The organism is Bradyrhizobium sp. AZCC 2262, assembly GCF_036924535.1.
GTDB lineage: Bacteria > Pseudomonadota > Alphaproteobacteria > Rhizobiales > Xanthobacteraceae > Bradyrhizobium.
This window is the reverse complement of record NZ_JAZHRT010000001.1, coordinates 5,552,740-5,577,619: the sequence shown is the minus strand read 5'-3', so window position 1 is coordinate 5,577,619 and position 24,880 is coordinate 5,552,740. Positions and strand designations below refer to the sequence as shown.

Annotated in this window: 25 protein-coding genes; 15 read left to right on the top strand and 10 right to left on the bottom strand. The window is 63.9% G+C overall.

Going from position 1 to position 24,880, the window contains the following annotated elements; translation table 11 throughout:
* Positions 1–54 precede the first annotated feature (54 nt).
* Positions 55–510, top strand: coding sequence for a PaaI family thioesterase (locus tag V1283_RS26185; protein ID WP_334389426.1), 456 nt, complete (start codon positions 55–57; stop codon positions 508–510).
* On the opposite strand, the gene V1283_RS26180 is transcribed toward V1283_RS26185, so the two are convergent.
* Positions 479–1,765: a flavin-dependent oxidoreductase gene (locus V1283_RS26180; protein ID WP_334389425.1), complete on the bottom strand. Its 1,287-nt coding sequence runs from the start codon at positions 1,763–1,765 to the stop codon at positions 479–481. The genes V1283_RS26185 and V1283_RS26180 overlap by 32 nt on opposite strands.
* Before the next feature lie 166 nt (positions 1,766–1,931).
* On the opposite strand from V1283_RS26180, the gene V1283_RS26175 reads away from it, so the two are divergent.
* Complete coding sequence (locus tag V1283_RS26175; RefSeq protein WP_334389424.1) at positions 1,932–2,549, top strand: glutathione S-transferase family protein; 618 nt, start codon at positions 1,932–1,934, stop codon at positions 2,547–2,549.
* A gap of 79 nt (positions 2,550–2,628) precedes the next feature.
* Positions 2,629–3,792, top strand: coding sequence for an IS110 family transposase (locus V1283_RS26170; protein WP_334385105.1), 1,164 nt, complete (start codon positions 2,629–2,631; stop codon positions 3,790–3,792).
* Positions 3,793–4,229: 437 nt separating this feature from the next.
* Here V1283_RS26170 and V1283_RS26165 read toward each other — a convergent pair whose 3' ends face one another.
* The gene (locus V1283_RS26165) at positions 4,230–5,150 is read right to left on the bottom strand and encodes a LysR family transcriptional regulator (RefSeq protein WP_334389423.1); all 921 of its coding nucleotides are present in this window, start codon (positions 5,148–5,150) and stop codon (positions 4,230–4,232) included.
* 92 nt (positions 5,151–5,242) lie between these two features.
* Here V1283_RS26165 and V1283_RS26160 point away from each other — a divergent pair, with 92 nt between their 5' ends.
* Positions 5,243–5,800: a carboxymuconolactone decarboxylase family protein gene (locus tag V1283_RS26160; RefSeq protein ID WP_334389422.1), complete on the top strand. Its 558-nt coding sequence runs from the start codon at positions 5,243–5,245 to the stop codon at positions 5,798–5,800.
* Positions 5,801–5,853: 53 nt separating this feature from the next.
* Entirely contained in the window at positions 5,854–6,285 is a 432-nt protein-coding gene (locus V1283_RS26155; RefSeq protein WP_334389421.1) for a nuclear transport factor 2 family protein, read from the top strand.
* 146 nt (positions 6,286–6,431) lie between these two features.
* Here the strand turns inward: V1283_RS26155 and V1283_RS26150 are convergent, their stop codons facing one another.
* From V1283_RS26150 to V1283_RS26140, 3 genes are all read right to left on the bottom strand, one after another.
* Positions 6,432–7,118: a glutathione S-transferase family protein gene (locus V1283_RS26150; RefSeq protein ID WP_334389419.1), complete on the bottom strand. Its 687-nt coding sequence runs from the start codon at positions 7,116–7,118 to the stop codon at positions 6,432–6,434.
* A gap of 186 nt (positions 7,119–7,304) precedes the next feature.
* The gene (locus V1283_RS26145) at positions 7,305–7,631 is read right to left on the bottom strand and encodes a hypothetical protein (protein WP_334389418.1); all 327 of its coding nucleotides are present in this window, start codon (positions 7,629–7,631) and stop codon (positions 7,305–7,307) included.
* Between the two features lie 243 nt (positions 7,632–7,874).
* Positions 7,875–9,008, bottom strand: coding sequence for a site-specific DNA-methyltransferase (locus V1283_RS26140; protein WP_334389417.1), 1,134 nt, complete (start codon positions 9,006–9,008; stop codon positions 7,875–7,877).
* A gap of 254 nt (positions 9,009–9,262) precedes the next feature.
* Between V1283_RS26140 and ypfJ the strand changes: the two genes are divergently transcribed.
* Together ypfJ and moaB are read left to right on the top strand one after the other, a co-directional pair.
* Entirely contained in the window at positions 9,263–10,198 is a 936-nt protein-coding gene (ypfJ, locus tag V1283_RS26135; RefSeq protein ID WP_334389416.1) for a KPN_02809 family neutral zinc metallopeptidase, read from the top strand.
* A gap of 106 nt (positions 10,199–10,304) precedes the next feature.
* Positions 10,305–10,865: a molybdenum cofactor biosynthesis protein B gene (gene moaB, locus V1283_RS26130; protein ID WP_334389415.1), complete on the top strand. Its 561-nt coding sequence runs from the start codon at positions 10,305–10,307 to the stop codon at positions 10,863–10,865.
* Between the two features lie 126 nt (positions 10,866–10,991).
* On the opposite strand, the gene V1283_RS26125 is transcribed toward moaB, so the two are convergent.
* Together V1283_RS26125 and V1283_RS26120 are read right to left on the bottom strand one after the other, a co-directional pair.
* Positions 10,992–11,921, bottom strand: coding sequence for a bifunctional helix-turn-helix transcriptional regulator/GNAT family N-acetyltransferase (locus V1283_RS26125; RefSeq protein WP_334389413.1), 930 nt, complete (start codon positions 11,919–11,921; stop codon positions 10,992–10,994).
* A gap of 141 nt (positions 11,922–12,062) precedes the next feature.
* Complete coding sequence (locus tag V1283_RS26120; protein ID WP_334389412.1) at positions 12,063–12,635, bottom strand: glycosyl transferase; 573 nt, start codon at positions 12,633–12,635, stop codon at positions 12,063–12,065.
* Positions 12,636–12,825: 190 nt separating this feature from the next.
* On the opposite strand from V1283_RS26120, the gene V1283_RS26115 reads away from it, so the two are divergent.
* From V1283_RS26115 to V1283_RS26095, 5 genes are all read left to right on the top strand, one after another.
* Positions 12,826–13,986, top strand: coding sequence for a PA0069 family radical SAM protein (locus V1283_RS26115; RefSeq protein ID WP_334389410.1), 1,161 nt, complete (start codon positions 12,826–12,828; stop codon positions 13,984–13,986).
* Positions 13,987–14,053: 67 nt separating this feature from the next.
* Positions 14,054–14,500 carry a VOC family protein gene (locus V1283_RS26110; RefSeq protein WP_334389409.1) on the top strand — a complete coding sequence of 149 codons (447 nt, stop codon included), beginning with the start codon at positions 14,054–14,056 and terminating at the stop codon, positions 14,498–14,500.
* 61 nt (positions 14,501–14,561) lie between these two features.
* Positions 14,562–15,137: a GNAT family N-acetyltransferase gene (locus tag V1283_RS26105; RefSeq protein ID WP_334389408.1), complete on the top strand. Its 576-nt coding sequence runs from the start codon at positions 14,562–14,564 to the stop codon at positions 15,135–15,137.
* Between the two features lie 59 nt (positions 15,138–15,196).
* On the top strand, positions 15,197–15,976 hold the full coding sequence (locus tag V1283_RS26100; protein WP_334389405.1) for a ribonuclease HII: 780 nt from the start codon (positions 15,197–15,199) through the stop codon (positions 15,974–15,976).
* An 80-nt stretch (positions 15,977–16,056) separates the two neighbouring features.
* Complete coding sequence (locus V1283_RS26095) at positions 16,057–17,565, top strand: glycosyltransferase family 39 protein (protein ID WP_334389404.1); 1,509 nt, start codon at positions 16,057–16,059, stop codon at positions 17,563–17,565.
* A gap of 43 nt (positions 17,566–17,608) precedes the next feature.
* Here V1283_RS26095 and V1283_RS26090 read toward each other — a convergent pair whose 3' ends face one another.
* Positions 17,609–18,436 (bottom strand): uracil-DNA glycosylase, encoded by an 828-nt coding sequence (locus tag V1283_RS26090; RefSeq protein WP_334393174.1) that lies wholly within the window; start codon positions 18,434–18,436, stop codon positions 17,609–17,611.
* A 134-nt stretch (positions 18,437–18,570) separates the two neighbouring features.
* On the opposite strand from V1283_RS26090, the gene V1283_RS26085 reads away from it, so the two are divergent.
* The 3 genes from V1283_RS26085 (at position 18,571) to V1283_RS26075 (ending at position 23,188) form a co-directional block, all read left to right on the top strand.
* Complete coding sequence (locus V1283_RS26085) at positions 18,571–20,229, top strand: electron transfer flavoprotein-ubiquinone oxidoreductase (protein WP_334389403.1); 1,659 nt, start codon at positions 18,571–18,573, stop codon at positions 20,227–20,229.
* Between the two features lie 265 nt (positions 20,230–20,494).
* A complete protein-coding gene (locus V1283_RS26080) occupies positions 20,495–22,276 on the top strand; it encodes a tetratricopeptide repeat protein (RefSeq protein WP_334389402.1) in 1,782 nt (593 codons plus the stop codon).
* 27 nt (positions 22,277–22,303) lie between these two features.
* The gene (locus tag V1283_RS26075) at positions 22,304–23,188 is read left to right on the top strand and encodes a 4-(cytidine 5'-diphospho)-2-C-methyl-D-erythritol kinase (protein ID WP_334389401.1); all 885 of its coding nucleotides are present in this window, start codon (positions 22,304–22,306) and stop codon (positions 23,186–23,188) included.
* Here V1283_RS26075 and V1283_RS26070 read toward each other — a convergent pair.
* Positions 23,185–23,811 carry a LysE family translocator gene (locus tag V1283_RS26070; RefSeq protein WP_334389400.1) on the bottom strand — a complete coding sequence of 209 codons (627 nt, stop codon included), beginning with the start codon at positions 23,809–23,811 and terminating at the stop codon, positions 23,185–23,187. The two genes, V1283_RS26075 and V1283_RS26070, sit on opposite strands and share 4 nt — an antisense overlap.
* A gap of 4 nt (positions 23,812–23,815) precedes the next feature.
* Positions 23,816–24,826, bottom strand: a complete 1,011-nt coding sequence (locus V1283_RS26065; RefSeq protein ID WP_334389399.1) for a polyprenyl synthetase family protein — start codon at positions 24,824–24,826, stop codon at positions 23,816–23,818.
* Positions 24,827–24,880: the final 54 nt, after the last annotated feature.

Sequence of the window (24,880 nt, the reverse complement as noted above, 5' to 3'; positions counted from 1 at the left end):
TGACACCATGCTGGCAGCAGGCCTGCGTTAGGAGGGAGCCTCACGGAGGTCCCCATGATCGCAACCGCCCTCGATAATTTCGCCGCCCCGCCGTCTTCCAGATTGCTCGGCTGGCACCTACTCGACGCGCGGCCGCAGGAGGGCTGGATCCGGATCGGCTTCGACGGCAAGCGGGATTTCTGCAACCCGGCCGGTTTCGTGCAAGGCGGCATTCTCTCGGCGATGCTCGATGACACCATGGGCCCGGCCGTGTTCGTCATGACGGACGGAAAGCTCTACACGGCAACTATCACGATGACCGTGAATTTCCTGGCGCCGGCCAAGCCGGGGCCGATTGCGGGCGAGGCCAAAGTCACCCAGCTCGGCAAGACCGTCGCCTTCGTGGAGGGGCGGCTGATGGCGGAGGATGGCACGGTGTTGGCTACCGCCACGACCAGCGCGCGGCTGGTCGAGACCGCGAAGGCGATCGTGCCGCCCGCTAGCTCGCAGCCCGCGGCGCTTCCCGCGTGAGCTGGACGATCGGCGGCTTGGCGTTGAGGCCCTCGACCTGGAAACCGGCGACGCGCTTGTAGTTGGTGGCGATGTCTTCCAGCTCCTGCAGCGAGAGTACGTCGGTGACGACATTGTAGCCGTTGGGTGCGCGCTCCTCGACCATTTGCATCACCTGCTCGGGACCGTTGCGGCGGTTGAGCATCACGAGATCTGATGTCGCCGTGCGGCGCTCGGCTTCATACGCTGATAACGCGGCGTTGGTTGTGCCCTTCGCGAGGATCTCGCGGGTGATGACGCGCGCGTCCAAAATCGCCTGCGACGCGCCGTTGGAGCCGATCGGGTACATCGGATGCGCAGCATCACCCATCAGCGTGACCCGGCCGAACGTCCATTGTGCAACGGGATCGCGATCGACGAGGGGGTATTCATAGGCGTGCGGGCAGTTCTCGATCAGGCCGGGCACGTCGAGCCAGTCGAATTTCCAGTCCTTGAACCAGGGCAGGAACTCTTCGAGTTTTGCGGTGCGGTTATAGTCCTCGCGCCGCCATTGATAGGTCGGCGGCATGTGCCGTTCGGCCACCCAGTTGATCCTGAACTTGCCCGCGCCGTCGGCCTGTTTGGAAATCGGATAGCAGACGAATTTCAAAATCTCGTGGCCGGCCATGATCATGGTGCGGCCGGACAGGAAGGCATCGCTGTCGGTGATGCCGCGCCACAGGATGCGCCCGTTCCAGATCGGTGGGCCTTCGCCGGGATAGAGTTTTTCGCGGACCGCCGAATGAATGCCGTCGGCTGCGATCAGCAGCGCGCCCTCGTGAGCGCCTTGCGATTTGCCGGTCGCCTTGTCGATGAACTCGGCACGCACGCCGCTTTCCGTCTCGGTCCAGCCGGAAAGATGATGGCTGGTGAGAATGTTCTCCCTTCCCAGCCGCTCGGTCGCGGCATCGAGCAGGATCTGCTGCAGCGTGCCGCGATGGATCGAAAATTGCGGCCATTTGTAACCGGCCTCGATGCCGCGCGGCTCGCTCCAGATCGGCTTGCCGTGCTTGGAGAAATACGCGAGCTCCTTGGTGCGCACAGCGAGCGCATCGAGCTTGTCGTGCAGGCCGAGCTCGATCAATTCGCGCACCGCATGCGGCAGCACGTTGACGCCGACGCCGAGCGGTTTCAGCTCGGAGACGCTCTCGAATATTTTGGCGGGAACGCCGATCTGGTGCAGGCTGAGTGCCAGCGTCAGCCCGCCGACGCCGCCGCCCGCGATGAGAACAGTCATGATAAGCCCCCCGGTACGCCCCGCGATAACCTGAATTTACATGGTCATGACATGGCAGTGCGGCCGTGGGCAACCGCGAAAAGCCCGGCGTCGCTGCTGTAGCCCGCTCGGGTGGACGGCGGAACGCCGGGCCGTTAACATCAGCTCTCCCACCGAGAGGATCACCATGTTCAAGCTCTATACCGCCCCCGGCACCTGCGCGCTGGCTTCGCATATCGCTTTGGAAGAGGCCGGCGCCTCCTACACGGCAGAGCGGCTCGATTTCAAGAACGGCCAGCAGACCACCCCGCAATATCTTGCGATCAATCCGAAGGGGCGGGTGCCGGCGCTGGTGACGGACCGCGGCACCTTGACCGAAACGCCGGCGATCCTCGCCTATATTGCGCAAAGCTTTCCGCAGGCGAAGCTGGTGCCGGACGACCCGTTCGCCTTCGCGCAGGCGCAGTCCTTCAACAGCTATCTCTGCGCGACGGTGCACGTCAATCATGCGCACAAGGGGCGCGGCTATCGCTGGGCGGTCGAGGAATCCTCGTTTGCCGACATGAAGCGCAAGGTGCCGGAAACCATGGCCGCGGCGTTCGCGCTGATCGAGCGCGATATGCTGAAGGGACCGTGGGTGATGGGCGAGCAGTACACGGTCTGCGATCCCTATCTGTTTACGATCTCCGGCTGGTTGGAGGGCGACGGCGTCGATCTTGCGACGCTGCCGAAGGTGGCGGCTCACCGCAAGCGGATGTCGGAGCGGCCGGCAGTGCAGAAGGTGATGGCCGAGGTGAAAGCCTGAACGTGTAGATTCCATGGGGCGGTGAGCGTGCCCTTTCCGGTAGGTTTGGGTTTCCACACTCGAACCATCGGAGAGCCAGATGCAAGCATCGACCGTAGACACGCCCACCGCCGGGCATTGTGGCACGATTTTCGTTGCGATTGAACTGAGCCAGAAGAGCTGGCTGGTAACGCTGCACAGTCCGGACAAAGGCAAGATGTCGCGTCACAAGCTGGAGGGCGGCGATCATGCTGCGCTGCTGGCGCTGATCGGTCAGGTTCGGGAGCGGGCGGCCCGGGCGCTGGGAGCCGTTCCGGCGGTGGTGAGCTGCTACGAAGCGGGCTACGACGGGTTCTGGCTGCATCGGCTTCTGCTGGCTGCCGGGATCACGAACTACGTGTTTGACCCTGCGAGCATAGCGGTGGATCAGCGGGCACGGCGGGTGAAGACCGACCGGATCGATGGCGAGAAGATGCTACGGACGCTGATGGCGTATCTGCGCGGTGAGCCGCAGGTGGTGCGGATCGTGCGGGCACCTGCGCCGGAGCAAGAGGACGCCCGCCGCACCAGCCGTGAACGCGGCCGGCTGATCAAGGAGCAAACCGCGCACACCACCCGGATCAAGGCGCTGCTGCGATTGTTGGGCATGGCGGTGGGGAACCCGCGCCGGCGTGACTGGCTGAGCTGGCTTTCGGCGCAGCGGGATTGGCAGGGCCAGGCGGTGCCGCCACGGATGCTGGCGGAGATCAGGCACGAGCACGCACGGCTGATGCTGGTGCGCGAACGGCTCGAGGAACTCGCACAGGCGTCGGCTCAAGCGGATCCGGCACCTGCGGCGGCGCAGATGACCGAGCGCAGCGAACTGTTGCTCCGGCTCAAATGCCTCGGTCCGGCGTTCGCGACGACGCTGACCAGCGAGGTGTTCTACAAGGACTTTCGTAATCGGCGTGAGGTCGCGAGCTATTTCGGGCTGACGCCCAGTCCATGGCAGAGCGGCGGGACCGACCGCGACCAGGGCATCAGCAAGGCGGGCAATCCACGCGCCCGCTGCGCCGCGATCGAACTGGCCTGGCTGTGGCTGCGGCATCAGCCGGAGAGTGCGCTCACCCGATGGTTCCGCAGCCGCACCCACAACAATGCCAGCAAGCGCAACAAGCGCATCGCCATCGTGGCCTTGGCGCGCAAGCTGATGGTGGCGCTCTGGCGCTACCTCACAACCGGCATGGTTCCCGAAGGAGCCGTGCTCAAGGCCGCGAAGGCGTAAACGTTTCAAGCAACGCGTCAGCGTCGCGGCGTCGGCCGCGGTCAGCGCGGAATGGATGATGACCGTGCCACCCTTGGGCCAAATCAACAGGCCGCTTCGTAGATGGGTCTCATCCTCATGGCTTCCTCGCCGCATGCATGCGGAATGTGGGTACCGGGCTGCAAAACGCCCGACCGGATATGAGGTGATGCAGTGAGATGCTGCATAAATCGCCGGAAGCCAGTTCCTGAGCGCACCGACCGCGGCGGCACGCTGCGCTACGCATGGCTCCGCGCGCCGCCGCTCCACCGAATGCAAAAAATCACATCCAAGCCCCGGTCGGGATGCTTGACTCAAAAGCCCTCATATGAGGGTGGGCAAAGCGAAGCGTGCCCACCATTCAAGTTCACGCCTGATGGAGAGATGGTGGGCACGGCGCAAGGGCGCCTTTGCCCACCCTACGCAACTTTTTTCCCCCGCTCCATCTCGCGGCCGATGCCGAGCATGATGTTGCGCAGCCAGATCGAGCCGGGGTCCATCTGGGCGCGGGTTGGATAGAACATGAACTGCTCGTCGATCCCGGGATCGAGCGGTGGCGCGATCGTTGTCAGCGACAATTGCTTCGACAGCGCACCGATCAGCCGCCGCGGCACGAACGCGACGAGATCGGTGCGCGCGGCCACGTGCAGCGCCTCGATATAGCCGGGCACGACCAGCGCGATCCGCCGCTCGATGCCCTTGGGGCGTAACCAGATGTCTATCAGGTCCTCACTCTGGCCACGGATCGCGACCGCGACGTGGCGCGCGTCGAGAAAGGTTTCGATCCGCTTCAGCCGCGCGCCGATGGGGTGACCCCGCCGCACCGCGAGCGCGTCGCTGTCGGTGTAAAGCCGTTGCCGGTGAAATCCGGTAAAGGCGTTGCCGATCGAGATCACCAGATCGATGGTGCGGGCGAACTCCGCCGTGAAGATCGCCGGTCCCCGCCACGGCACCACGTCGATCCGCACGTTCGGCGCCAGCTTCGTGATCTTCTCCATCAGGGGCGGCATCAGGAGCTCGACCGCGAGGTCCGGCATCATCAGGCGAAACTGGCGCTCACTCCGCGCGGCGTCGAACTCATCGGCGATGAACAGGGATCGCACCTGATCGAGCGCCTGCGCCAGCGGTGCGCGCAGCGCCTGTGCCCGCGGCGTCAGCTCCATGCGCGCGCCGTTCCGCACCAGCAGCGGGTCGCCGATCAGGTCGCGCAGCCGCTGCAGCGCATGGCTCGCGGCTGGCTGCGACAGCCCGATCCGCATCGCGGCGCGGCTGACATTGGCTTCCCTGAGCAAGGCGTCGAGCGCCACCAGCAAATTGAGGTCAAGCGAATTCAAATTCATGCGGCGAATATATACTATGCTGACTATCAATTGGAAGAATGAACGACGACGGCCGAGGATGGCGGGCATCCGAAATAGCGAGACCCGCCTGCATGACCGCACGACTGGAGCCGGCCACACCGCCTTATCCCGACAAAGTTCAGGCCGCCTTCGATCGCATGCCGCGATCCTGGATGCCTCCCTTTCGCCTGTTCACCACGCTCGCGCGCCATCCCGAACTGTTCGAGCGCTTCATTCGCGGCGCGCCGAGCTATCTTCCCGGAACAAAGCTCAGCATCCGGCAGCGCGAGGTCCTGCTGCATCGCGTGACCGCGCGCTGCGGCTGCGAATATGAGTGGGGCATGCGCGTGCACTACTTTGCCGGCGAGGCGGGGCTAACCGCAGCGCAGGTCAGCGCCACGGTGCATGGCGACGCCGACAGCGCCTGCTGGGAGGCCAACGATGCGGTGCTGATCCGCCTCGCTGACGAACTGCACGACACCTGCGACATCAGCGACGAACTGTGGTCGGAATTGCGGGCGGCGTTCGGGGATGAAGCGATCCTCGAACTGCTGCTGCTCGCCGGCTACTACCGGACGGTCGGCTATCTCGCCAACGGCCTGCGCCTGCCGCCCGAACCCGATGTCAGCCAGCCATTTCCGGCGGCCTGATGTCCATCACCCCCTCGGGGGCTCTCGCCCCTCATGCAAGAACGGAGACAATGATGAGTTCAGCCGCCAACAAGAAGCTGGTGCAACAGGTCTACACCGACTCAGCGAACCGGAGCGGGACCACGTTCGTCGACAACCTTGCTGAGGACGCGATCTGGATCGTCACCGGCCAGTATTCCTGGTCGCATGAGTTCAAGGGCCGCGAGGCCATCAACAACGGCCTGATGGGGCATTTCCGATCGTTCTTCGCCGGGCGGCCGCGCACGCTGGCGTTCAATTTTATCGCGGAAGGCGACTACGTCGTCGTCGAAGCCCGCGGGGACAATGTCACCAAGTCCGGGGAGCGCTACGACAATCAGTACTGCATGGTCTGGCGGATCGAGAACGGCAAGATCAAGGAGATCAAGGAATACTGCGATTCCGCGCTGGTGGAGCGTGTGCTCGGTCCGTTCCCCGCGGAGCAAAAGCTCGCTGTCGCGATTTGAGTCATTGAGTCGTTGCGAGGCTGAGCTTGTAGGGTGGGCAAAGCGAAGCGTGCCCGCCATTCCTCAAGCCACATTCGAAAAGAAAAAGGTGGGCACGGCGCAAGTGCGCCTTTGCCCACCCTACAAGTTTTCGGTGTCGGCCGCGCTCAGGCCGCCTTCACCGACATATGCTTGAACATGTTGCCGCGGGCCTCGTCGTCCATCTCGGCCTTGAACTTGAAGTTATCCTTCAGCGCGATCGCCTTGGCCGCGGCAGGCCGTGCCATGATCTCATCGACCAGCCGCTTGACGTTGGGATACTTTGCGACCGCCTCCTCGCCGAGAACGAAGGGGAGCATGCGGGCCCAGCCCCACACGTCCATGTCGACGATGGTATAGGTATCGCCGACCATATAGCGGCGGCCGGCGAGGTGGTCGTTGAGAATGCCAAAATGCCGCTGCGCCTCGAACTGGTAGCGGTTATGCGCGTAGTCGATTTTTTCCGGCGCAAAATGCTTGAAGTGGACGGCCTGGCCGGAATACGGACCTACGCCTGTCGCAGCGAACATCAGCCAGGACAGCAATTCGCCGCGGTTGGCCGGCGTGTTGGCAAGGAGAAACTTGCCAGTCTTTTCGGCGAGGTAGAGCAGGATGGCGTTGCTGTCGAACACCTTGACGCCGTCGTCGTCGATCGCGGGCACCTTGGCGTTCGGATTGATGGCGAGGTATTCCGGTTTGAACTGGTCGCCCTTGCGGGTGTCGACGGCGACCGGCTGGTAGGCGAGGCCGGCTTCCTCGAGGAAGAGGGCGACCTTGGTCGGGTTGGGCGATCCGTTGAAATAGAATTTGAGCATTTGGAATTTCCCCCATTGCTTCTTGTCAGGACAACTTGTTGCGGCACGCGGCGGCATTGCCGCCTTGCGTCATGTCCATGCTCAAATTTTTGCGTGGTGCGCAAGCGACGAGTTTGTGACCGGGCTTGGGCCGGTGCTCCCGAGACGAACGGAGCTCGCGCTCTCGAGACGAGCGAAGCTCGCTCTCTACGACAGCGCCAGACCGCCGATGCCGACGACCGCAAGGCCCGCACCGGCTGCGATCATGACGGATGCGAAGCGCATTTCCGAACGCAGCGCCGTTCGTTGCCCCGTGCGCTCCGATCCTCGCGCATAGCCGTGCACGATGATCTGCTCACTGAAGGTGCCGCTGGCGTCGAGAATGTCGGTCAAGCCCGCGCTGGCAACCAGGATGCCGAGGATGATCAGTCCGGCGGGGCCCATCAAACTCAACAGCAGTATTGGAAACAAGCCGATCAGGAAGATCGGCAGCAGCGGCAGCACGATGAACGATTCAGAGCCTCGCGTGCGCATGGGAGCAATCTCTTGTGGGCAAACGAAAGTTAGCACGTATCCTTTTAAATAGGAGCGAAAAGGTGCATCGCCACCCGCGTACTTGGCACGGCTGCCATGCCGCCGGATTGCGCCGGCTGCGCGGGGTATAGGCAAAGCCGCATTTCGCGCCATTGCGGGCCCGGCGTGCCATGCGCACGCTGCGGTGCTTTGGCGCGGCCATGGGCTGTGCCTGAAGGTCTTATGTCGACGTGAAACGAGGGCTCAGCCCGCCGCCATCCCGGAGCGGATTTCGGCGCGCAGTTCGTCGATCAGCCTCAGGCCGTTCTTGGTCTCGACATGCCAGAAGGTCCAGCCGTTGCAGGCGCCGGTGCCCTGCGCCACCGCCCCGATGCGGTGGATCGAGCCGACCTTGTCGCCGAGCATGATGGCGCCGTCGGCGCGAACCAGCGCGCCGTGGCGCTTCTTGGAGTCGACCAGCTTGGTGCCGGGCGGAATCATGCCGCGCTCGATCAGTTCGGAGAACGCCACGCGCGGCGCGTCGCGCGCAGTCATGAACGGCGCCAGCGTCGCCTCGGGCAGCGGTTCGACGGCCGCGATGCGCGCTTCGGCCGCAGTCGCATAGGTCTTGTCGCGCTCGAAGCCGATGTAACGGCGGCCGAGACGTTTTGCCACGGCGCCCGTCGTGCCGGTGCCGTTGAAGGGATCGATCACGAGATCGCCGGGCTTCGACGACGACAGCAGCACGCGCGCCAAAAGGCCCTCGGGCTTCTGGGTTGGATGCACTTTCTTGCCGTCGGCGCCCTTGAGGCGCTCGTCGCCGGTGCAGAGCGGAATCAACCAGTCGGAACGCGCCTGCACGTCCTCGTTGGCGGCCTTCAGGGCTTCATAGTTGAAGGTATAGCCCTTGGCTTTTTCGTCGCGCGCCGCCCAGATCATGGTTTCATGGGCATTGGTGAAGCGGCGGCCGCGGAAATTCGGCATCGGATTGGTCTTGCGCCAGACGATGTCGTTGAGGACCCAGAAGCCGAGGTCCTGCATGATCGAGCCGACGCGGAAAATGTTGTGATAGGAGCCGATCACCCACAAAGTCGCCGACGGTTTCATGATCCGGCGGCAGGCGAGCAGCCAGGCGCGGGTGAAATCGTCGTAAGCGGCGAAGGATGAAAACTTGTCCCAGTCGTTGTTGACGGCATCGACATGGGATTCGTCGGGGCGCTTGAGATCGCCCTTCAGCTGCAGGTTATACGGGGGATCTGCGAACACCAGATCGACCGAACCGGCCGGGAGCTTCGACATCTCGGCGACGCAATCGCCGACGACGATACGAGCGCTGGAGTCAGACTCGAATTTAGTGCGGGGCGCCCTTGCAGACGCCCCGCGACGCGACACTACCATGACTCAACTACTCTGACTCAGGCGACGCTGTCGGCGACGCGGGACTAAACAACCGACTGGCGGTACATTGACCCGGCAAAGTAAAAATCGACTTAATCGGTAAAGTTGCTGAGAAGAGATTGCCGGGAGAAATTGCGAGGGACGGCGCCCTAGGCAATTTTTGCCGGGCAGGTTATTGATTAATGGAATGGAAATTTTACGTGATTGCTGCGTTGGGTATTCGGGCAAACAGCCGGGGATGAGGAAACACCGCCATGCGTTACGATGATTTCCGCCGCAGCGACGATATCGATGACCGTCGCGACGACGGCGGCGGCGGAATGGGTGGCGGCGGCGGTTTTGGCCTGCCGATGGGCGGTGGCGGGCTTGGCATCGGCACCATCATTGTGCTCGGCCTCGTCGGCTATGCCTTCGGCATCGATCCGCGCATCCTGATCGGCGGCGCGGAAATTCTGACCGGAGGCAACCAGGCGCCGACCTACCAGACCGATCGCCGGTCGGGGCCGGCCAAGACCGGCGCGCCAAAGGATGAAGTCGGCAGCATGATCGCTGGCATTCTCGGCGAGATCGACGACCGCTGGAGCGAGATCTTCCAGTCCAGCGGACAGAATTACACGGGACCGCGCATCGTGCTGTTTCGCAACGCCACCAATGGCGGGCGCTGCGGCATGGCGCAGTCGGCGATGGGACCGTTCTACTGCCCGCCGGACAAACAGATATTCCTCGACACCAGTTTCTTCCGCGAAGTCGAGACGCGCTTCCGCGGTTGCTCGGGCAGTGCGTGCAAGTTCACAACCGCCTATATCATCGCGCATGAAGCGGGGCATCACATCCAGAACCTGCTCGGCATTCTGCCGCGCGTGCAGCGGTTGCAACAGCAGGCCGGCAGCAAGGCGGAGGCCAACGCGCTGCAGGTCAAGGTCGAGCTGCAGGCGGATTGTCTATCGGGCGTCTGGGTCAACCGCGAAGAGAAGAAGCGTCCCGGCTTCATCGAGCCCGGCGATATCGATGCGGCACTGAGGACGGCGACCGCGATCGGCGACGACACGCTGCAGCGGCAGTCGACGGGCAGGGTGGTGCCCGATAGCTTCACCCACGGCTCGGCGGCGCAGCGCAAGCAATGGTTCATGACGGGCTATCAGCAGGGCACGGTGCAGGCCTGCAACACGTTTGCCCAAGGCGCGTTGTAGCCGAATGACGTCATTCCGGGGCGATGCGCAGCATCGAACCCGGAATCTCGAGATTCCGGATCAGCCCGCCACGCGGTCTGTCCGGAATGACGGATGAGAGGTGGGAATGTCGATCGATGAGTCAAAACAATTCGTGCCGCTCAACATCGCGGTGCTGACGGTCTCGGATACCCGCTCGCTGGCCGATGACAAATCCGGCGCCACGCTGGCGGAGCGGCTGACGGCGGCCGGTCATCTTCTTGCCGCGCGCGAGATCATCGTCGACGACGTCGATGCGATCCGCGCCATCATCAAGCGATGGATCGCCGACGAGGGCGTCGATGCGATCATCACCACCGGCGGCACCGGTTTCACCGGCCGCGACGTGACGCCGGAAGCGATCGAGCCGCTGTTCGAGAAGCGGATGGATGGTTTTTCCATCGCCTTCCACATGCTGAGCCACGCCAAGATCGGCACTTCGACGGTGCAGAGCCGCGCCACTGCCGGAGTAGCGGGGGCGACCTTCATCTTCTGCCTGCCGGGATCGCCGGGCGCCTGCCGCGACGCGTGGGACGGCATCCTTGCCGCTCAACTTGATTATCGCACGCGTCCCTGCAATTTCGTCGAGATCATGCCGCGGCTCGACGAGCACCTGCGACGGCCTAAAGCCAAAGGCGCCTCTGCCTGACCAGCAGCCTCCATAGCCCGCGCCACATGTTGCGCCAGGCTTCGACGCGCAACTGATGCGCGCGCTTGATATGGAAGTCGAGGATATCAGGCGTCACGCGCCGCGAGTTGTCGCGACGCACGGGCTTCATAGTTCGAGTTCCCAGGTTTCGCCGACCAAGTCCTGGCCAAAGCTGCGGTGCGGCTCGGTGGCGACCAGCTTGAACCCGGCTTCCTGATAGATTTTGCGGGCGGCGACGAGGATGCTCTGGGTCCAGAGCGTGATCCGCCGATAACCGCAGGCCTTCGCGAACGCGATGCATTCGGTGACCAGGCGATGGCCCAGCCCCTGGCCACGCCCGGCCGGATCGACCAGCAAGAGCCGCAGCTTGGCGATATCGTCGGTGTGCCGCACCAGAAATATCGAGCCGACCTGTGCCCCCTCGATGTCCGCGATCCAGCAACGTTCCCGCGACGCGTCGAACGAGCTGAGGAATTTGGCTGCGATTTCGGCGACGAGCCCCTCGAACGAGGAATCCCATCCGTATTCGCGCGCATAGAGCGCGCCGTGGCTTTGCACCACCCATCCCATGTCGCCGGGACGCGGCTCGCGCAGTGTCGCCGGCCGTGGTGCGGCACTGCTATCGCCGAGCAGTCGCTCGATGTCGGCCATTGCCCCGATCAGGCGTTCCCTGCCGCCGTTCGGCAGCGAGCCAAGCATCGCCGCGACGTCGTCCTTTGTGCTCCGCTCGAGTTTTGCGAACGCCTGACGGCCCTTGGCGGTCAAAGCGAGCCGGTATTGCCGGCGGTCGGACGGCAGCGGTTCGCGGGTGATCAACCCGGCTTCATCGAAATTCTGCACGATCCGGCTGAGATAGCCGGCGTCGAGGCCCAGTTCGGCTCCGATCTCCTTGGCCGAGAGATCCTGGCGGTGGGCGAGTTCGTACAGCACCCGCGCCTCGCTCAGCGAGTAGGGGCTCTTCAGCAGCTGCTGGTCCAGCACGCCGAGCTTGCGGGTGTAGAAGCGGTTGAAGGCGCGAACCGCCGCGACTTCCTGTTCGGAATTCAGTTGGGACATGGAACTTCCTCGATGCTTGCCATTGTCAAATATATAGTTGCCTTTGGCAAGTATATTCTGACCGCAGCATCCGGCGAGGCCCCGCCCGGTCCCGCTCTACTTTGCATGGGGTTGTTTTCGATATTTTATGTCTGGGCCGCCCTAGGCGACGACCATGATCCGGCTGCGCAGCTGGGTGCGCGAGGCGCGGCCGAGCTGGCGTAGCAGCCGGGTCTCGGAACGGCGGGAATCCGGCCGGTAGCCGCCAAGCCGCTCATAATGATCGCGCGCAATCAGCAGCCCCTGTTCCGCCGACGGGCCGGCAATCAGGCGGACGACGAATTTGAAGCCATCGCGCAGCCGCGTGTCGGTATAGGGCGAGCGGGCATAGCGAAACACCCCGGCGCGGGGCCGGTCGCTGCTTGATACGTTCTGGATGAACTGCGTGGTCTCTTCGATCCAGCCGTTGTCGAGCACCGCACCGGCGTGCAGGAACATCAGCCATGGCGAGCGCGCCGCCCGCGCACCGGCGGCCAGCGCCGCGGCGCGCGTTCCTTCAAACCTGAGAAAACTGCAGCCGGCGACGTCGGCCACCCGTTCGATCACGCCGTTGCCGGCCCTGTCGACCAACAGCACCTCGCGGATGACGCCGGCTGCGGCTCCCGGCACCAGCGCCGCCAGCGTAGCGACGGCGGGCTGCTCGACCCCTTCGGTTGGAATGATCACGCTCAACATGGATGAGGCTTCGGTGGCTCAAACGAGGAAAAACGCTGCACTGTTATCACCTTGTCACAATCAAAGCAGCCGGCTTGCGTGCAGTTTTTTGCGGCATCTGAAGCCGCTGTCTTTTCCACGTGCGCGTCTCATTGCGAATTGTTGTCGATGATGTTCTTGATTTGTTCTTTTGACATGCTATGTTCGCTTCATGAGCCGAGCATCCTCTCATGCCCTCAAGCACCCGCCGGTCACGGCGCCCTCCGAGCCGGCGGGTGCGACACCTTTTGCCGAGCTCGCGGTCGCCATCGAACGCAAGCGACGGCGCGGGCGCGGCGCGCAGTCCAACGATAGCGGCCGGTTCGAGGCCGAGGCGCGGGTCGCCTTCGACGATGGCTGGCAGAGCCTGGACGACCTGCCGCCGTTCAAGACGACGGTATCGCTCGATACCTCGCGCAAGGTCATCACCCGCAACGACTCGCCCGATATCGGCTTCGACCGTTCGATCAATCCCTATCGCGGCTGTGAGCATGGCTGTGTCTACTGCTTCGCGCGGCCGACGCATGCGTTTCTCGGACTGTCGCCCGGGCTCGATTTCGAATCCAAGTTGCTGGTCAAGCCGGACGCGCCGGAACTGCTCGAAAAGGAACTGGCCGCCTCGGGTTACGAGCCGCGCATGATCGCGATCGGCACCAACACCGATCCCTATCAGCCGATCGAGCGCGAACACAAGATCATGCGCGGCATTCTCGAAGTGCTGGATCGGGCCGGGCATCCGGTCGGCATCGTCACCAAATCGGCGCTGGTGACGCGCGACATCGATATTCTGCAGCGGATGGCGAAACGCAATCTGGCCAAGGTCGCCATTTCCGTGACCACGCTCGATCCCAAGCTCGCGCGCACCATGGAGCCGCGCGCCTCGACGCCGCCGAAGCGGCTGGAGGCGCTGCGGCAATTGTCGGAGGCTGGCATTCCCGCGACCGTGATGGTCGCACCGGTCATCCCGGCGCTGAACGATTCCGAGATCGAACGCATTCTCGATGCCGCGGCCCATGCCGGCGTCAAGGAAGCAAGCTACGTGCTGCTGCGGCTGCCGCTGGAAGTGCGTGACCTGTTTCGCGAATGGCTGATGGCGAATTATCCCGACCGTTACCGTCACGTCTTCACCCTGATCCGCGACATGCGCGGCGGGCGCGACTACGACTCGCAATGGGGGACGCGGATGAAGGGCACCGGCCCGATGGCCTGGATGATCGGGCGGCGGTTCGAGATCGCCTGCGAAAAGCTCGGCCTCAACAAGCGCCGCTCGAAACTCACCACCGATCATTTCCTCAAGCCGAAGCGCAGCGGACAGCAACTGAGTTTGTTCTGATCGTCATTGCGAGCGAAGCCAAGCAATCCATCTCGCCACGCAGGGAAAGACGGAGAGGAAGAGTAGCATGAGTAGCAAGCCCACCCCGCGGTTCACGGTCATCACGCTCGGCGTCAGCGACATGCACGCCAGTATCGCGTTTTACGAAGCGCTCGGCTTTGCGCGAAAGTTTCGGGCAACCGGCGAGGCGGTCGCCTTCTTCGACACCGGCGGCACGGTGATCGGGCTTTTTCCGTGGGATCAACTCGCCCGCGACGCCACGCTGCCGGACCAGCCGCGGCCGAAAACCTTTCGCGGATCGACGCTCGCCTGGAATTGCGGCTCCGTCGAGGAGGTCGACGCCGTGCTGGATTTCGCCATTTCCTGCGGCGCGTCGCTGTTGAAGCCCGCGCACAAGACCGATTACGGCGGTTATTCCGGCTATTTCGGCGATCCCGACGACCACCCCTGGGAAGTCGTGGTTGCGCCCGGCATCGAGGTCGGCGACGACCGGCGGGTTCACCTGCCGGATTAATCCAGGCGGTGTTACCACAGCGCCGCTTCTCTCTGCCGGCGAATTGCCGTATTGCGGCTCGATGGACCAGAAGCCCGCGCCGCTATCGGAAAAGCAGCCGCTCGTCATCTTGACGACGCCGCGCCTGATTCTGCGCACTGCGGTCGAAGAGGACATATCTGTTCTGCAGAATCTGATCTTCGGCGACGGCGAAGTAATGCGCTTTGCATTTTCCGGTGCGCCGATGGCCGGGGACGCCGCCGAAGATTTCATCCGGAGATTCTTCACTTTCGGCGACAGCCTCACGGGGTTTGCGGTTCTGACTGAAAAGCCCGCGGGCGAAATTATCGGCTTTGCCGGCTTGGCCTCCTGTGGCGCGCTGGGAGCCGACGATTTTGAGATCGGGTTTGTCCTTGCGCGCCCGGCATGGGGCAGGGGGATCGCAACCGAAATCGGCGAGGCGCAGCTCGCCTTTGGGTTCGAGCAACTCAAATGCGGCAGATTGCTCGGGATGGTCGATCCGCGAAATGCACCGTCCATTCACGCGCTCGAGAAGCTCGGAATGCGTTATCGGGCGACGATTGCCGACCCCAAGCGCGGAAGCCGGAGCGTTTACGTGATTGAGGCCGGAGAGTGGCGGCGGCAGCGCGCTGAATAACGGGAATTGTGCCGTGTTCCCGGTTGCGCCCGGGCGCGCGCTTACGCACGATCCCGGCCATGATTCGAGACAGGTCTGCCAAAAAGATCGACAAGGAAGCCGGCAAGGAACAGGCCGGGCCGCCCAAGGGCGTCATCGCGGTCGCGCCGCCGAGCTTTCGCCGCGAGCGAACGCTGATCAAGCGCGGCGTCTGGCCGGTGGCCGGCTGCGACGAGGCCGGGCGCGGTCCGCTGGCGGGTCCGGTGGTGGCGGCTGCCGTCGTGCTCGATCCCAAGCGAATCCCGAAGGGTATCGACGATTCCAAGCGGCTGACCGCCGATCGCCGCGAGGAACTGTTCGAGGAGATCTGCGCGACCTCGTCCTTTGCGGTCGCCTTTGCCTCTCCGGCCCGGATCGATCGCGACAATATCTTGCGCGCCTCGCTCTGGGCGCTGGCGCGCGCGGTTCGGGCACTGCCCGAGATGCCGAGACATGTGTTTGTCGACGGCCGCGACAAGATCGATGCCCCTTGCGACTGCGACGCGGTGATCGGCGGCGACGGCATCGTGATGTCGATTGCAGCCGCCTCGATCATCGCCAAGGTAACGCGCGACCGCCTGATGAGCGCATTGGCGCTGGATTGCCCGGGCTACGGTTTTGAAAGCCACAAGGGCTATGCCGTGCCGGAACATCGCGAGGCGCTGGACCGGTTAGGCCCGAGCATCCACCACCGCCGATTTTTCGCGCCGGTTATTGCCGCGCGGCTGAAACACTATCCCGAGACCGTCGAAGAGACGGTCGAACCCGATCTCTTCACCGTCGAAGGAGAGATTACTTCCGAGATTTCAGCGACGATCTGAGGCCGGTTGCCTCGGCGGCGCGTGCGCACTATCAAACGTCTTGGGGACAGAGCGGCTCGGCCCGTGCATTCGGACGTTTCATGCGTTTCACCTCGCTCGTTGTCGAACTGATCCGCGCCCGGCCGCGGCTGGTGGTATGGATCGTGGTGCTGGTCCAGGCCGGCCTTTGGCTGTTCCTGCCGATGCTGCTCTACCGCAGCCCGCCCGGCGACCTCGCGACCGTGCTGGCGTTCGGCCGGGAATACCAGGTCGGTACCTGGCTCGGTCCGCCGCTGGCGTTCTGGCTCGCCGACATCGCCTTCCGCGCCGCCGGCAACAACATGTTCGGTGTCTACCTGCTGGCGCAAGCCTGCGCTGTCGTCACGTTCTGGATCTATTATCAGCTGGCCCGCGCGATCGTCGGCGGGCAGCAGGCGGTGCTCGCGGTCCTGCTCTCGTTGACGGTGGTGGCATTCAGTTCGCCCGGCGTCGAATTCGGCCCGCTGGTGCTGGCGCGCCCGCTGTGGGCGCTGCTGTTGCTGCATTCCTGGCAGTTGATCGGCCAGAACCGGCGCAATGCGTGGTTCGCCTGGTCGATCGAGGCCGGGCTGTTGCTGCTGACGACATCGGCCGCGCCCGGGATACTGCTGCTGCTCGCCGCATTTGCCGTTGCCACCCCGCGGGGGCGGCGAGTCCTGATGTCGCTGGATCCGCTCTATGCGCTGCTGGTGATCGCCGTCCTGGTGTTGCCCTATCTGATCTGGCTGCTTCGCGCCGACGCATTCGCCATGCCGCCATGGCCTGCGATCTCCGATCTCGGCGCGCGCACTCTGCAATGGGGCTGGCTGCTCGTCGGCCTCGTGCTTGCGATGTCCGCCGTCGTGCTGCTGGTGATCCTCAATTCCGGCTGGCTCGCCCGCAACGCCGGCGAAGCGCCGATCATCTACCGCCCGCCGGTCGATCCGCTGGCGCGCGACTTCGTCTATTTCTTCGCCGTCGCCCCGGCGCTGCTCGGAAGTTTCCTGGCCGGGCTGTTCAATTTCGACCATGTCGTGGGCGGCGCAGGCGTTGCCTTGCTGATGTCCGGGCTTGCCGTGATCGTGGCGACCGGCGATCTGCTCTACCTGCGGCGTCAGCGCGTGCTGCGCACCGTGTGGGCTGCTGCGCTCGCCGCTCCCGCCCTCGTGGTGATTGCGACCACATTTTTTGTGCCGTGGACCGGTGCTGCCGAAGTGCCGACCTCGCTGCCCGCGAAAGCAATTGCCGCATTCTTCGGCGACAATTTCGAACGGCGAACCAACCAGCGCCTGCGTGCGGTCGCCGGCGATCCGCAACTGGCGAGTTTCATCGCGATGAGCGCCGGGCGTCCGCATCTGTTGCTCGACGCCACGCCGGAACGAACGCCATGGCTGTCGGTCGCGAAATTCAACCAGACCGGCGGCGTCGTGGTCTGGCGCGCCTCCGATACCTCAGGCACGCCCCCTCCCGAGATCGCGCAACGCTTTCCGGGCCTCGTGCCGGAAGTGCCGCGCGCCTTCGAATGGATGGTGAACGGCCGCCAGCCGCTGTTGCGCGTCGGCTGGGCCATCGTGCGGCCGAAGGCGCAGTAGTCTCTCGCTCCGCTGGTGGTTCCAAAGTGCGCCTTGGTTCACCCTACGAAGGTGTCTGCTCCAGCGCCTTCGCAATCGCGCGCAGATCCTGCCACGACATCCGCTTGTAGGACGGCGACCGCAGCAGATACGCCGGGTGGAACGTCGCCATGGCGCGGATGGTGCGGGTGCCGGTGTCGTAGTCGAACCATTTTCCGCGCGTTCTCATGATGCCCTCGCGGGTCGACAGCAGCGTTTGCGTCGAGGGATTGCCGAGCGTCACCAGCACATCCGGGTTCACGAGTTCGATCTGCCGCTGGATGAACGGCAGACAGATTTGCGTCTCCTGCGGCGTTGGCGTGCGGTTGCCGGGAGGCCGCCAGGGAATGACATTGGCGATGTAGGCCTTGCTGCGGTCGAGCCCGATCGCCGCGATCATCCGGTCGAGCAGTTTGCCGGAACGTCCGACAAAGGGCAGGCCCTCGATGTCCTCGTCGCGCCCGGGCGCTTCGCCGACGAACATGATGCGGGCTTGCGGATTGCCGTCGGCAAACACCAGCCGCGTCGCGGTGTTTTTCAGCGCACAGCCCTCGAAATTTTCCAGGAGCGCACGCAGCACTTCCAGCGTCGGCGCCGTTCGCGCCGCCTCGCGCGCGATCGCGATGGCCGCTTCCGGTGGGGGCGCTGTTTCGCTGCGCGGAACTGCCGGCGTCGCGGCGGGCGTTTCCCGCAACTGTTGGGGTGGCGCAGTCTCGCGGACCGTGACGGGGGCGGCAGGGGCGTCGGGCTCGCTCAGCCGATCGACCGGCTCCTCCGTCAACGCGCAATCGACCCCGGCCTCCAGATAAAAGGCCAGCAATTGCCTGACATTAGGCGCGGGTTCGGGGATCAAATCCATTATGCCAATGTAATATGGATCGCGCCGGCGTGAAACGCCTCGCATTGCCATTTCCATGGTTGTCCTCCCCGCAAAAATCGGAAACAACGAGCCTTTAGAGCCGTTCTCAATTGGGCTGAGATCAGATCATGAGTGCAGAAGAACTTCCTCCTCGCGAATCCATGGAATTCGACGTCGTGATCGTCGGCGCCGGGCCGTCGGGCCTCGCCGCGGCGATCCGGCTGAAGCAGCTCAATGCCGATCTCAGCATCGTCGTGGTGGAGAAGGGTTCCGAGGTCGGCGCGCATATCCTGTCGGGCGCCGTGATCGATCCGGTCTCCCTCGACAAGCTGATTCCTGATTGGCGCGAGGATGCCGATTGTCCGCTGAAGACAGAGGTCAAGGACGACCGCTTCTACTGGACCACCGCAACCAGTGCGATTCGGCTGCCGGGCTTCGCCATGCCGCCGCTGATGAACAACCATCACTGCTATATCGGCTCGCTCGGCGATGTCTGCCGCTGGCTGGGGCCGAAGGCGGAGGCGCTCGGCGTCGAAATCTATCCAGGTTTTGCCGCGGCCGAAGTGCTGTACGACGACAACGGCGCGGTGCGGGGGATCGCGACCGGCGACATGGGCATCGCCAGGGATGGCAGCCTCAAGGATTCTTTTACGCGCGGCATGGAGCTGCTTGGCAAATACACGCTGTTCGCCGAAGGCGCGCGCGGCAGCCTCAGCAAGCAGCTGATCGCGAAATTCTCGCTCGACGCCAACAGCGAGCCGCCGAAATTCGGCATCGGGTTGAAGGAAGTCTGGGAGATCGATCCCGCAAAACACCAGAAGGGACTGATCCAGCATTCGTTCGGCTGGCCGCTCAACAATTCGACCGGCGGAGGCTCGTTCCTCTACCATTACGACGAGAACAAGGTGGCGGTCGGTTTTGTCGTGCATCTCAATTACGACGATCCGTATCTGTCGCCGTTCGACGAATTCCAGCGCTTCAAGACCCATCCCTCGATTCGTACCGTGTTCGAAGGCGGCAAGCGGATTTCCTATGGCGCGCGCGCGATCACCGAGGGCGGCTATCAGTCGGTGCCGCGGCTGAGTTTCCCGGGCGGCGCGCTGATCGGCTGCGCCGCCGGCTTCGTCAACGTGCCGCGCATCAAGGGCGTGCACAACGCGATGGACAGCGGCATGCTCGCCGCCGAACATGTCGCCGCCGCGCTCGGCGCCGGCCGCGCCAACGACGAATTGGTCGAATATGAGAACGCCTGGCGGGATTCCGCCGTCGGCCGAGACCTGCACCGGGTTCGCAACGTCAAGCCGCTGTGGTCGAAGTTCGGCACCATCATCGGCGTGGCGCTCGGCGGCTTCGACATGTGGTGCAATACGCTGGGCTTCTCGCTGTTCGGAACCCAGTCGCACGCCAAGCCCGACCGCAAGACGCTGGATGCGGCGAAGACGCACACCCCGATCGCTTACCCGAAACCGGATGGCAAGCTGAGTTTCGACAAGCTGTCCTCGGTGTTCCTCTCCAATACCAACCATGAAGAGGACCAGCCGGTTCATCTCAAGGTCGCCGACATGAACCTGCAGAAGACATCCGAGCACGATGTCTATGCCGGTCCGTCGAACCGCTATTGCCCGGCCGGCGTGTATGAATGGGTCGAGGAAAGCTCGGGTCCGCGCTTCCAGATCAACGCCCAGAACTGCGTCCACTGCAAGACCTGCGACGTGAAGGACCCGAACGGCAACATCACCTGGGTTCCGCCCGAGGGCGGCGGCGGGCCCAACTATCAGGGTATGTAGAGAGCCGTATCGACCACGATTGCGTGAGCTGGAGGAGGGTGATACCGCCTCCGGTCACGATACCGCCATAGTAAAAGCGTTTCCCGGATGGGCTGGCTAAATCGAGGCCCTAAGGGCTTAATCTGCCAATCGATTCGCCAACCCCTATCCTTGCGGTTGAGGGCCAAAAGCGGCATTGTCGCTGGCCGAGATGCTGCCGTTTGGGTTTGCATTCGAGACCGGTCGTAACGATCCTGCCATACATCCTGGAGCTAGGCGAACCGTGATGCTTTCCACTCGTATGAACCGTTGGACGATCGCTGCAATTACTCTCGCCGCACTGGCCGCGCCGGCTGCGGTTTTGGCCCAGACGCCCGAACACACGGGCGATAATGGCGCGCAATTCCCCAGCAAGGCCGATCTGAAATCGCTGACGACGTCCGGCAGCTATTTGGCCGCCCGCCACGCCAGCGTCGAGCGCGACGCGGCTTCCGCGGCAGCGTTCTATCGCTCCGCGCTGCGCACCGATCCGAAGAACAACGAGCTGCTGGACCGCGCCTTCATCTCCTCGCTGGCCGACGGCGACATCGATGAGGCCGTCAAGCTTGCCGATCGCATCCTGACGATGGACAAGGCGAACCGCGTCGCGCGGCTGGTAGTTGGCGTCCGCGACCTCAAGCAGAAGAAATATCCGGCCGCGCAACTCAACATCAACCAGTCGATCCGCGGGCCGATCACCGACCTGGTGGCGACGCTGCTGTCGGGCTGGGCGAGCTACGGCGCGGGCGATGCCAAGGCGGCGGTTGCCAGTATCGACAAGCTGACCGGCCCTGAATGGTATCCGATCTTCAAGGATCTCCACACCGGCATGATCTTGGAAATATCGGGCAAGGACAAGGACGCCGGCACGCGGTTCGAGCGCGCCTACAAGCTCGACGATTCGATGCTGCGCGTGTCGGATGCCTATGCGCGCTGGTTGTCGCGCAACAAGGACGGCGCGGCGGCAGCCGGCATTTACGAGGCGTTCGACAAGAAGCTGCCGCGGCACCCGCTGGTGCAGGAAGGGCTGCGCGAGACCAAGGCCGGCAAGAAGCTGCCGCCGCTGGTCGATTCGGCGCAAGCCGGCGCGGCCGAGGCGCTGTACGGCATCGGCGCTACCCTGACCCGCCGCGGTGGCGAGGATCTGGCGCTGGTCTATCTGCAACTCGCGCTCTATTTGCAGCCCAATCATCCGCTGGCGCTGCTGTCGCTTGCCGATCTCTATGAGTCCGTGAAGAAGCCCCAGATGGCGATCAAGGTCTACGAGCGCATGCCGGCGAGTTCGCCGCTCAAGCGCAACGCGCAGATCCAGCTTGCCACCAATCTCGACGCCGCCGACCGCAGCGACGAGGCGATCAAGATCCTGAAGGGCGTCACCGCGGAAGCGCCGAAAGATATCGAAGCCATCATGGCGCTCGGCAACATCGAGCGCGGCCGCAAGAAGTTCGGCGATTGCGCCACGACCTATACGCAGGCGATCGACGCGACGCCCGGGCTGACGGACAAGAATACCTGGGTCACCTACTATTATCGCGGCATTTGCGAGGAACGTTCCAAGCAGTGGAGCAAGGCCGAGGCCGACATGCGCAAGGCGCTGGAGCTGCAGCCCGAGCAACCGCATGTCCTGAATTATCTCGGCTATTCCTGGATCGACCAGGGTATCAATCTCGACGAAGGCATGAAGATGATCCGGCGCGCCGTCGATCAGCGCCCCGACGACGGCTACATCGTGGATTCGCTGGGCTGGGCGTTTTACCGGATCGGCAATTTTGAGGATGCGGTGAAGAATCTCGAACGCGCGATCGATCTCAAGCCCGAGGATCCGACCATCAACGACCATCTCGGCGACGCCTATTGGCGGGTCGGGCGGGCGCTGGAAGCCAAATTCCAGTGGGCCCATGCCCGCGACCTCAAGCCCGAGGCGGAAGAATTGCCGAAGATCGAAGCCAAGATTGCCAATGGTCTGCCCGAAGACACCTCTTCTGCGGCTTCCGCCGACAAGAAGAAGGAAGACGGCAAGGGCGGTTGACGGCAGGACTTTGGGGGCTGTTCGGTAATGCCGGCATTGAGTGACGAGGGACGCGCCAAGGTCAACCTGACCTTGCGGGTGAATGGCCGCCGTGCGGACGGCTATCACGATCTCGACAGCGTGGTGGCGTTCGCCGATTGCGCCGACCGGCTGACGCTGTCGCCGGGTTCGGATCTGAATTTGAAGATGTCAGGACCGCTGGCGCAGGCATGCGGCGAGACGTCGGATAATCTGGTGCTCAAGGCCGCGCGTCTGTTAGCCGAGCGCGTACCCGGAATGAAGGCCGGCAGTTTCTCGCTCGACAAGGTATTGCCGGTCGCGGCCGGCGTCGGCGGCGGCTCGGCCGATGCCGCTGCCGCCCTGCGGCTGCTTTCGCAGTTGAACGGGCTCGCGCTCGACGATCCCCGCATCATCGAGGTCGCGCAACTGACCGGCGCCGACGTGCCGGTCTGCGTCAACTCGCGCGGCTGCGTCATGACCGGCGTCGGCGAAACGCTGCAGCCGCTCAGCCTGCCGAAAATGCCCTGCGTGATGGTCAATCCCGGCGTTCCCGTCGCGACCAAAGACGTCTTTGCCGCGCTGGGCCTGCGCAACGGCGAATTGCTGGTCGGCGCCACCGATGTGCTGCTGCAGGACCGCTGGCCCGACGAGGGTGCATCGCTCGAAGACTGGGTTGAAGCGCTCGCCGCCAGTTCCAACGACCTCGAAGCGCCCGCCATGCGTGTCCAGCCCGTGATCGGCAAGGTCATCTCGGCGCTCAACGCGACCAACGGCGCCTGGCTGGCGCGGATGTCCGGATCGGGCGCCACCTGCTTTGCGATCTACGAGAACACCGCCGAAGCCGGCCGCGCGGCCGAAAAACTCCGGCGCGATCACCCCGGATGGTGGGTGCATGCGGGAACGCTGAGCTAGCTCGCCGGCCGCCGCGCCAGCGCCAGCGAAATGCCGAGGCCGGCGATGAACAGCCCCGAGCCCTGTCGCAATCGTTGAAGCAGATTCGGATTGCGCGTGAGACCGGCGCGCGCGGAAGCGGCCATCATCACCACGACGACATCGGCGAGTGTGTTGAGCGCCACCGAGATCAGGCCAAGTATGATGAACTGGAAAGCGACGTAGCCGGCCGGATCGATGAATTGCGGAATGAAGGCCAGAAAGAATGCCGCGGTCTTCGGGTTCAGGGCTTCGACCAGCACGCCTTCCCGAAACACCCGCTGTGTACCGGCAGCGATGGCCTGCTGCGGCAGCAGATCGCGTGCCTCGCGAAACGTCTTGAGGCCAAGCCAGACCAGATAGACCGCGCCTGCGAATTTGAGCGCGGTGAACAGTTCGGCGCTCGCAAGGATAAGCGCCGAGACACCAACTGCGCCCGCGATCACATGCACGAGTCCGCCGAGTGCCGTTCCGAACGTCGACGCGATGCCGGCGCGCTTGCCGCCCGACAGCGTCCTTGCCGCGACGTAAAAGATTCCGGGGCCGGGCACGGCCGCAACAATGAGCGCGGCCAACAGAAACAGCGGAAAATTGATTCCGTTCATCCGCTTAATGCGACCGCGCCAGACAGAACGCCACGACCTGTTCGAGCGCGGTCTTCATCGGCGAAGCCGGGAACAGCGCCAGCGCGTCGACGGCCATTGCGCCGTAATGCTGGGCGCGGCTGATCGTGTCTTCCAGTGCGCGGTGCTTGGTCATCAACCCGATGGCATGATCGAGGTCGCTGTCGCCGATCTCGCCGCGCTCCAGCGCCTTGACCCAGAACTTGCGCTCGCTGTCATTGCCGCGGCGGAACGCCAGCACCACCGGCAGCGTGATCTTTCCCTCGCGGAAATCGTCGCCGATGTTCTTGCCGAGTTTTGCGGCTTTACCGCCATAGTCCAGCACGTCGTCGACGAGCTGGAACGCAATGCCGAGATTCATGCCGACCGAGCGGCACGCGGTCTGCTCGGCCTTTGGCCGGTTGGCGATCACGGGTCCGACTTCGCAAGCCGCGGCGAACAGTTCGGCCGTCTTGCCCCTGATGACGGCGAGGTACTCGTCCTCGGTGGTCGCGGTGTTCTTGGCCGCCGCAAGCTGCATCACTTCGCCTTCGGCGATGGTGGCGGCAGCGGAAGAGAGAATATCGAGTGCGCGCAGCGAGCCGACTTCGACCATCATGCGAAAAGCCTGGCCGAGCAGGAAGTCGCCGACCAGCACGCTCGCCTCATTGCCCCACAGCATCCGCGCCGACAGCTTGCCGCGGCGCAGTTCGCTTTCGTCGACCACGTCGTCATGCAACAGCGTTGCGGTGTGCATGAACTCGACGGAGGCGGCGAGCTTGATATGGCCGTCGCCGGAATAGCCGGTGAGGTTTGCCATCGCCAGCGTCAGCATCGGGCGCAGACGTTTGCCACCGGATGAGATCAGGTGGTTGGCGACTTCCGGAATCATGGTGACTTCCGACCCGGTCCGCGACAGGATTGTGGCGTTGACCCGCTCCATGTCGGCGGCGACGAGCCCGACCAGCGCATCTATCGAAGCGTTCGACGGACTTTCGAAGGGTACAATAACCGCCACGCGGGTCTCCAATTTTGGCCAATTCGCACTATCCTTATTCTACAATAGAAAGTG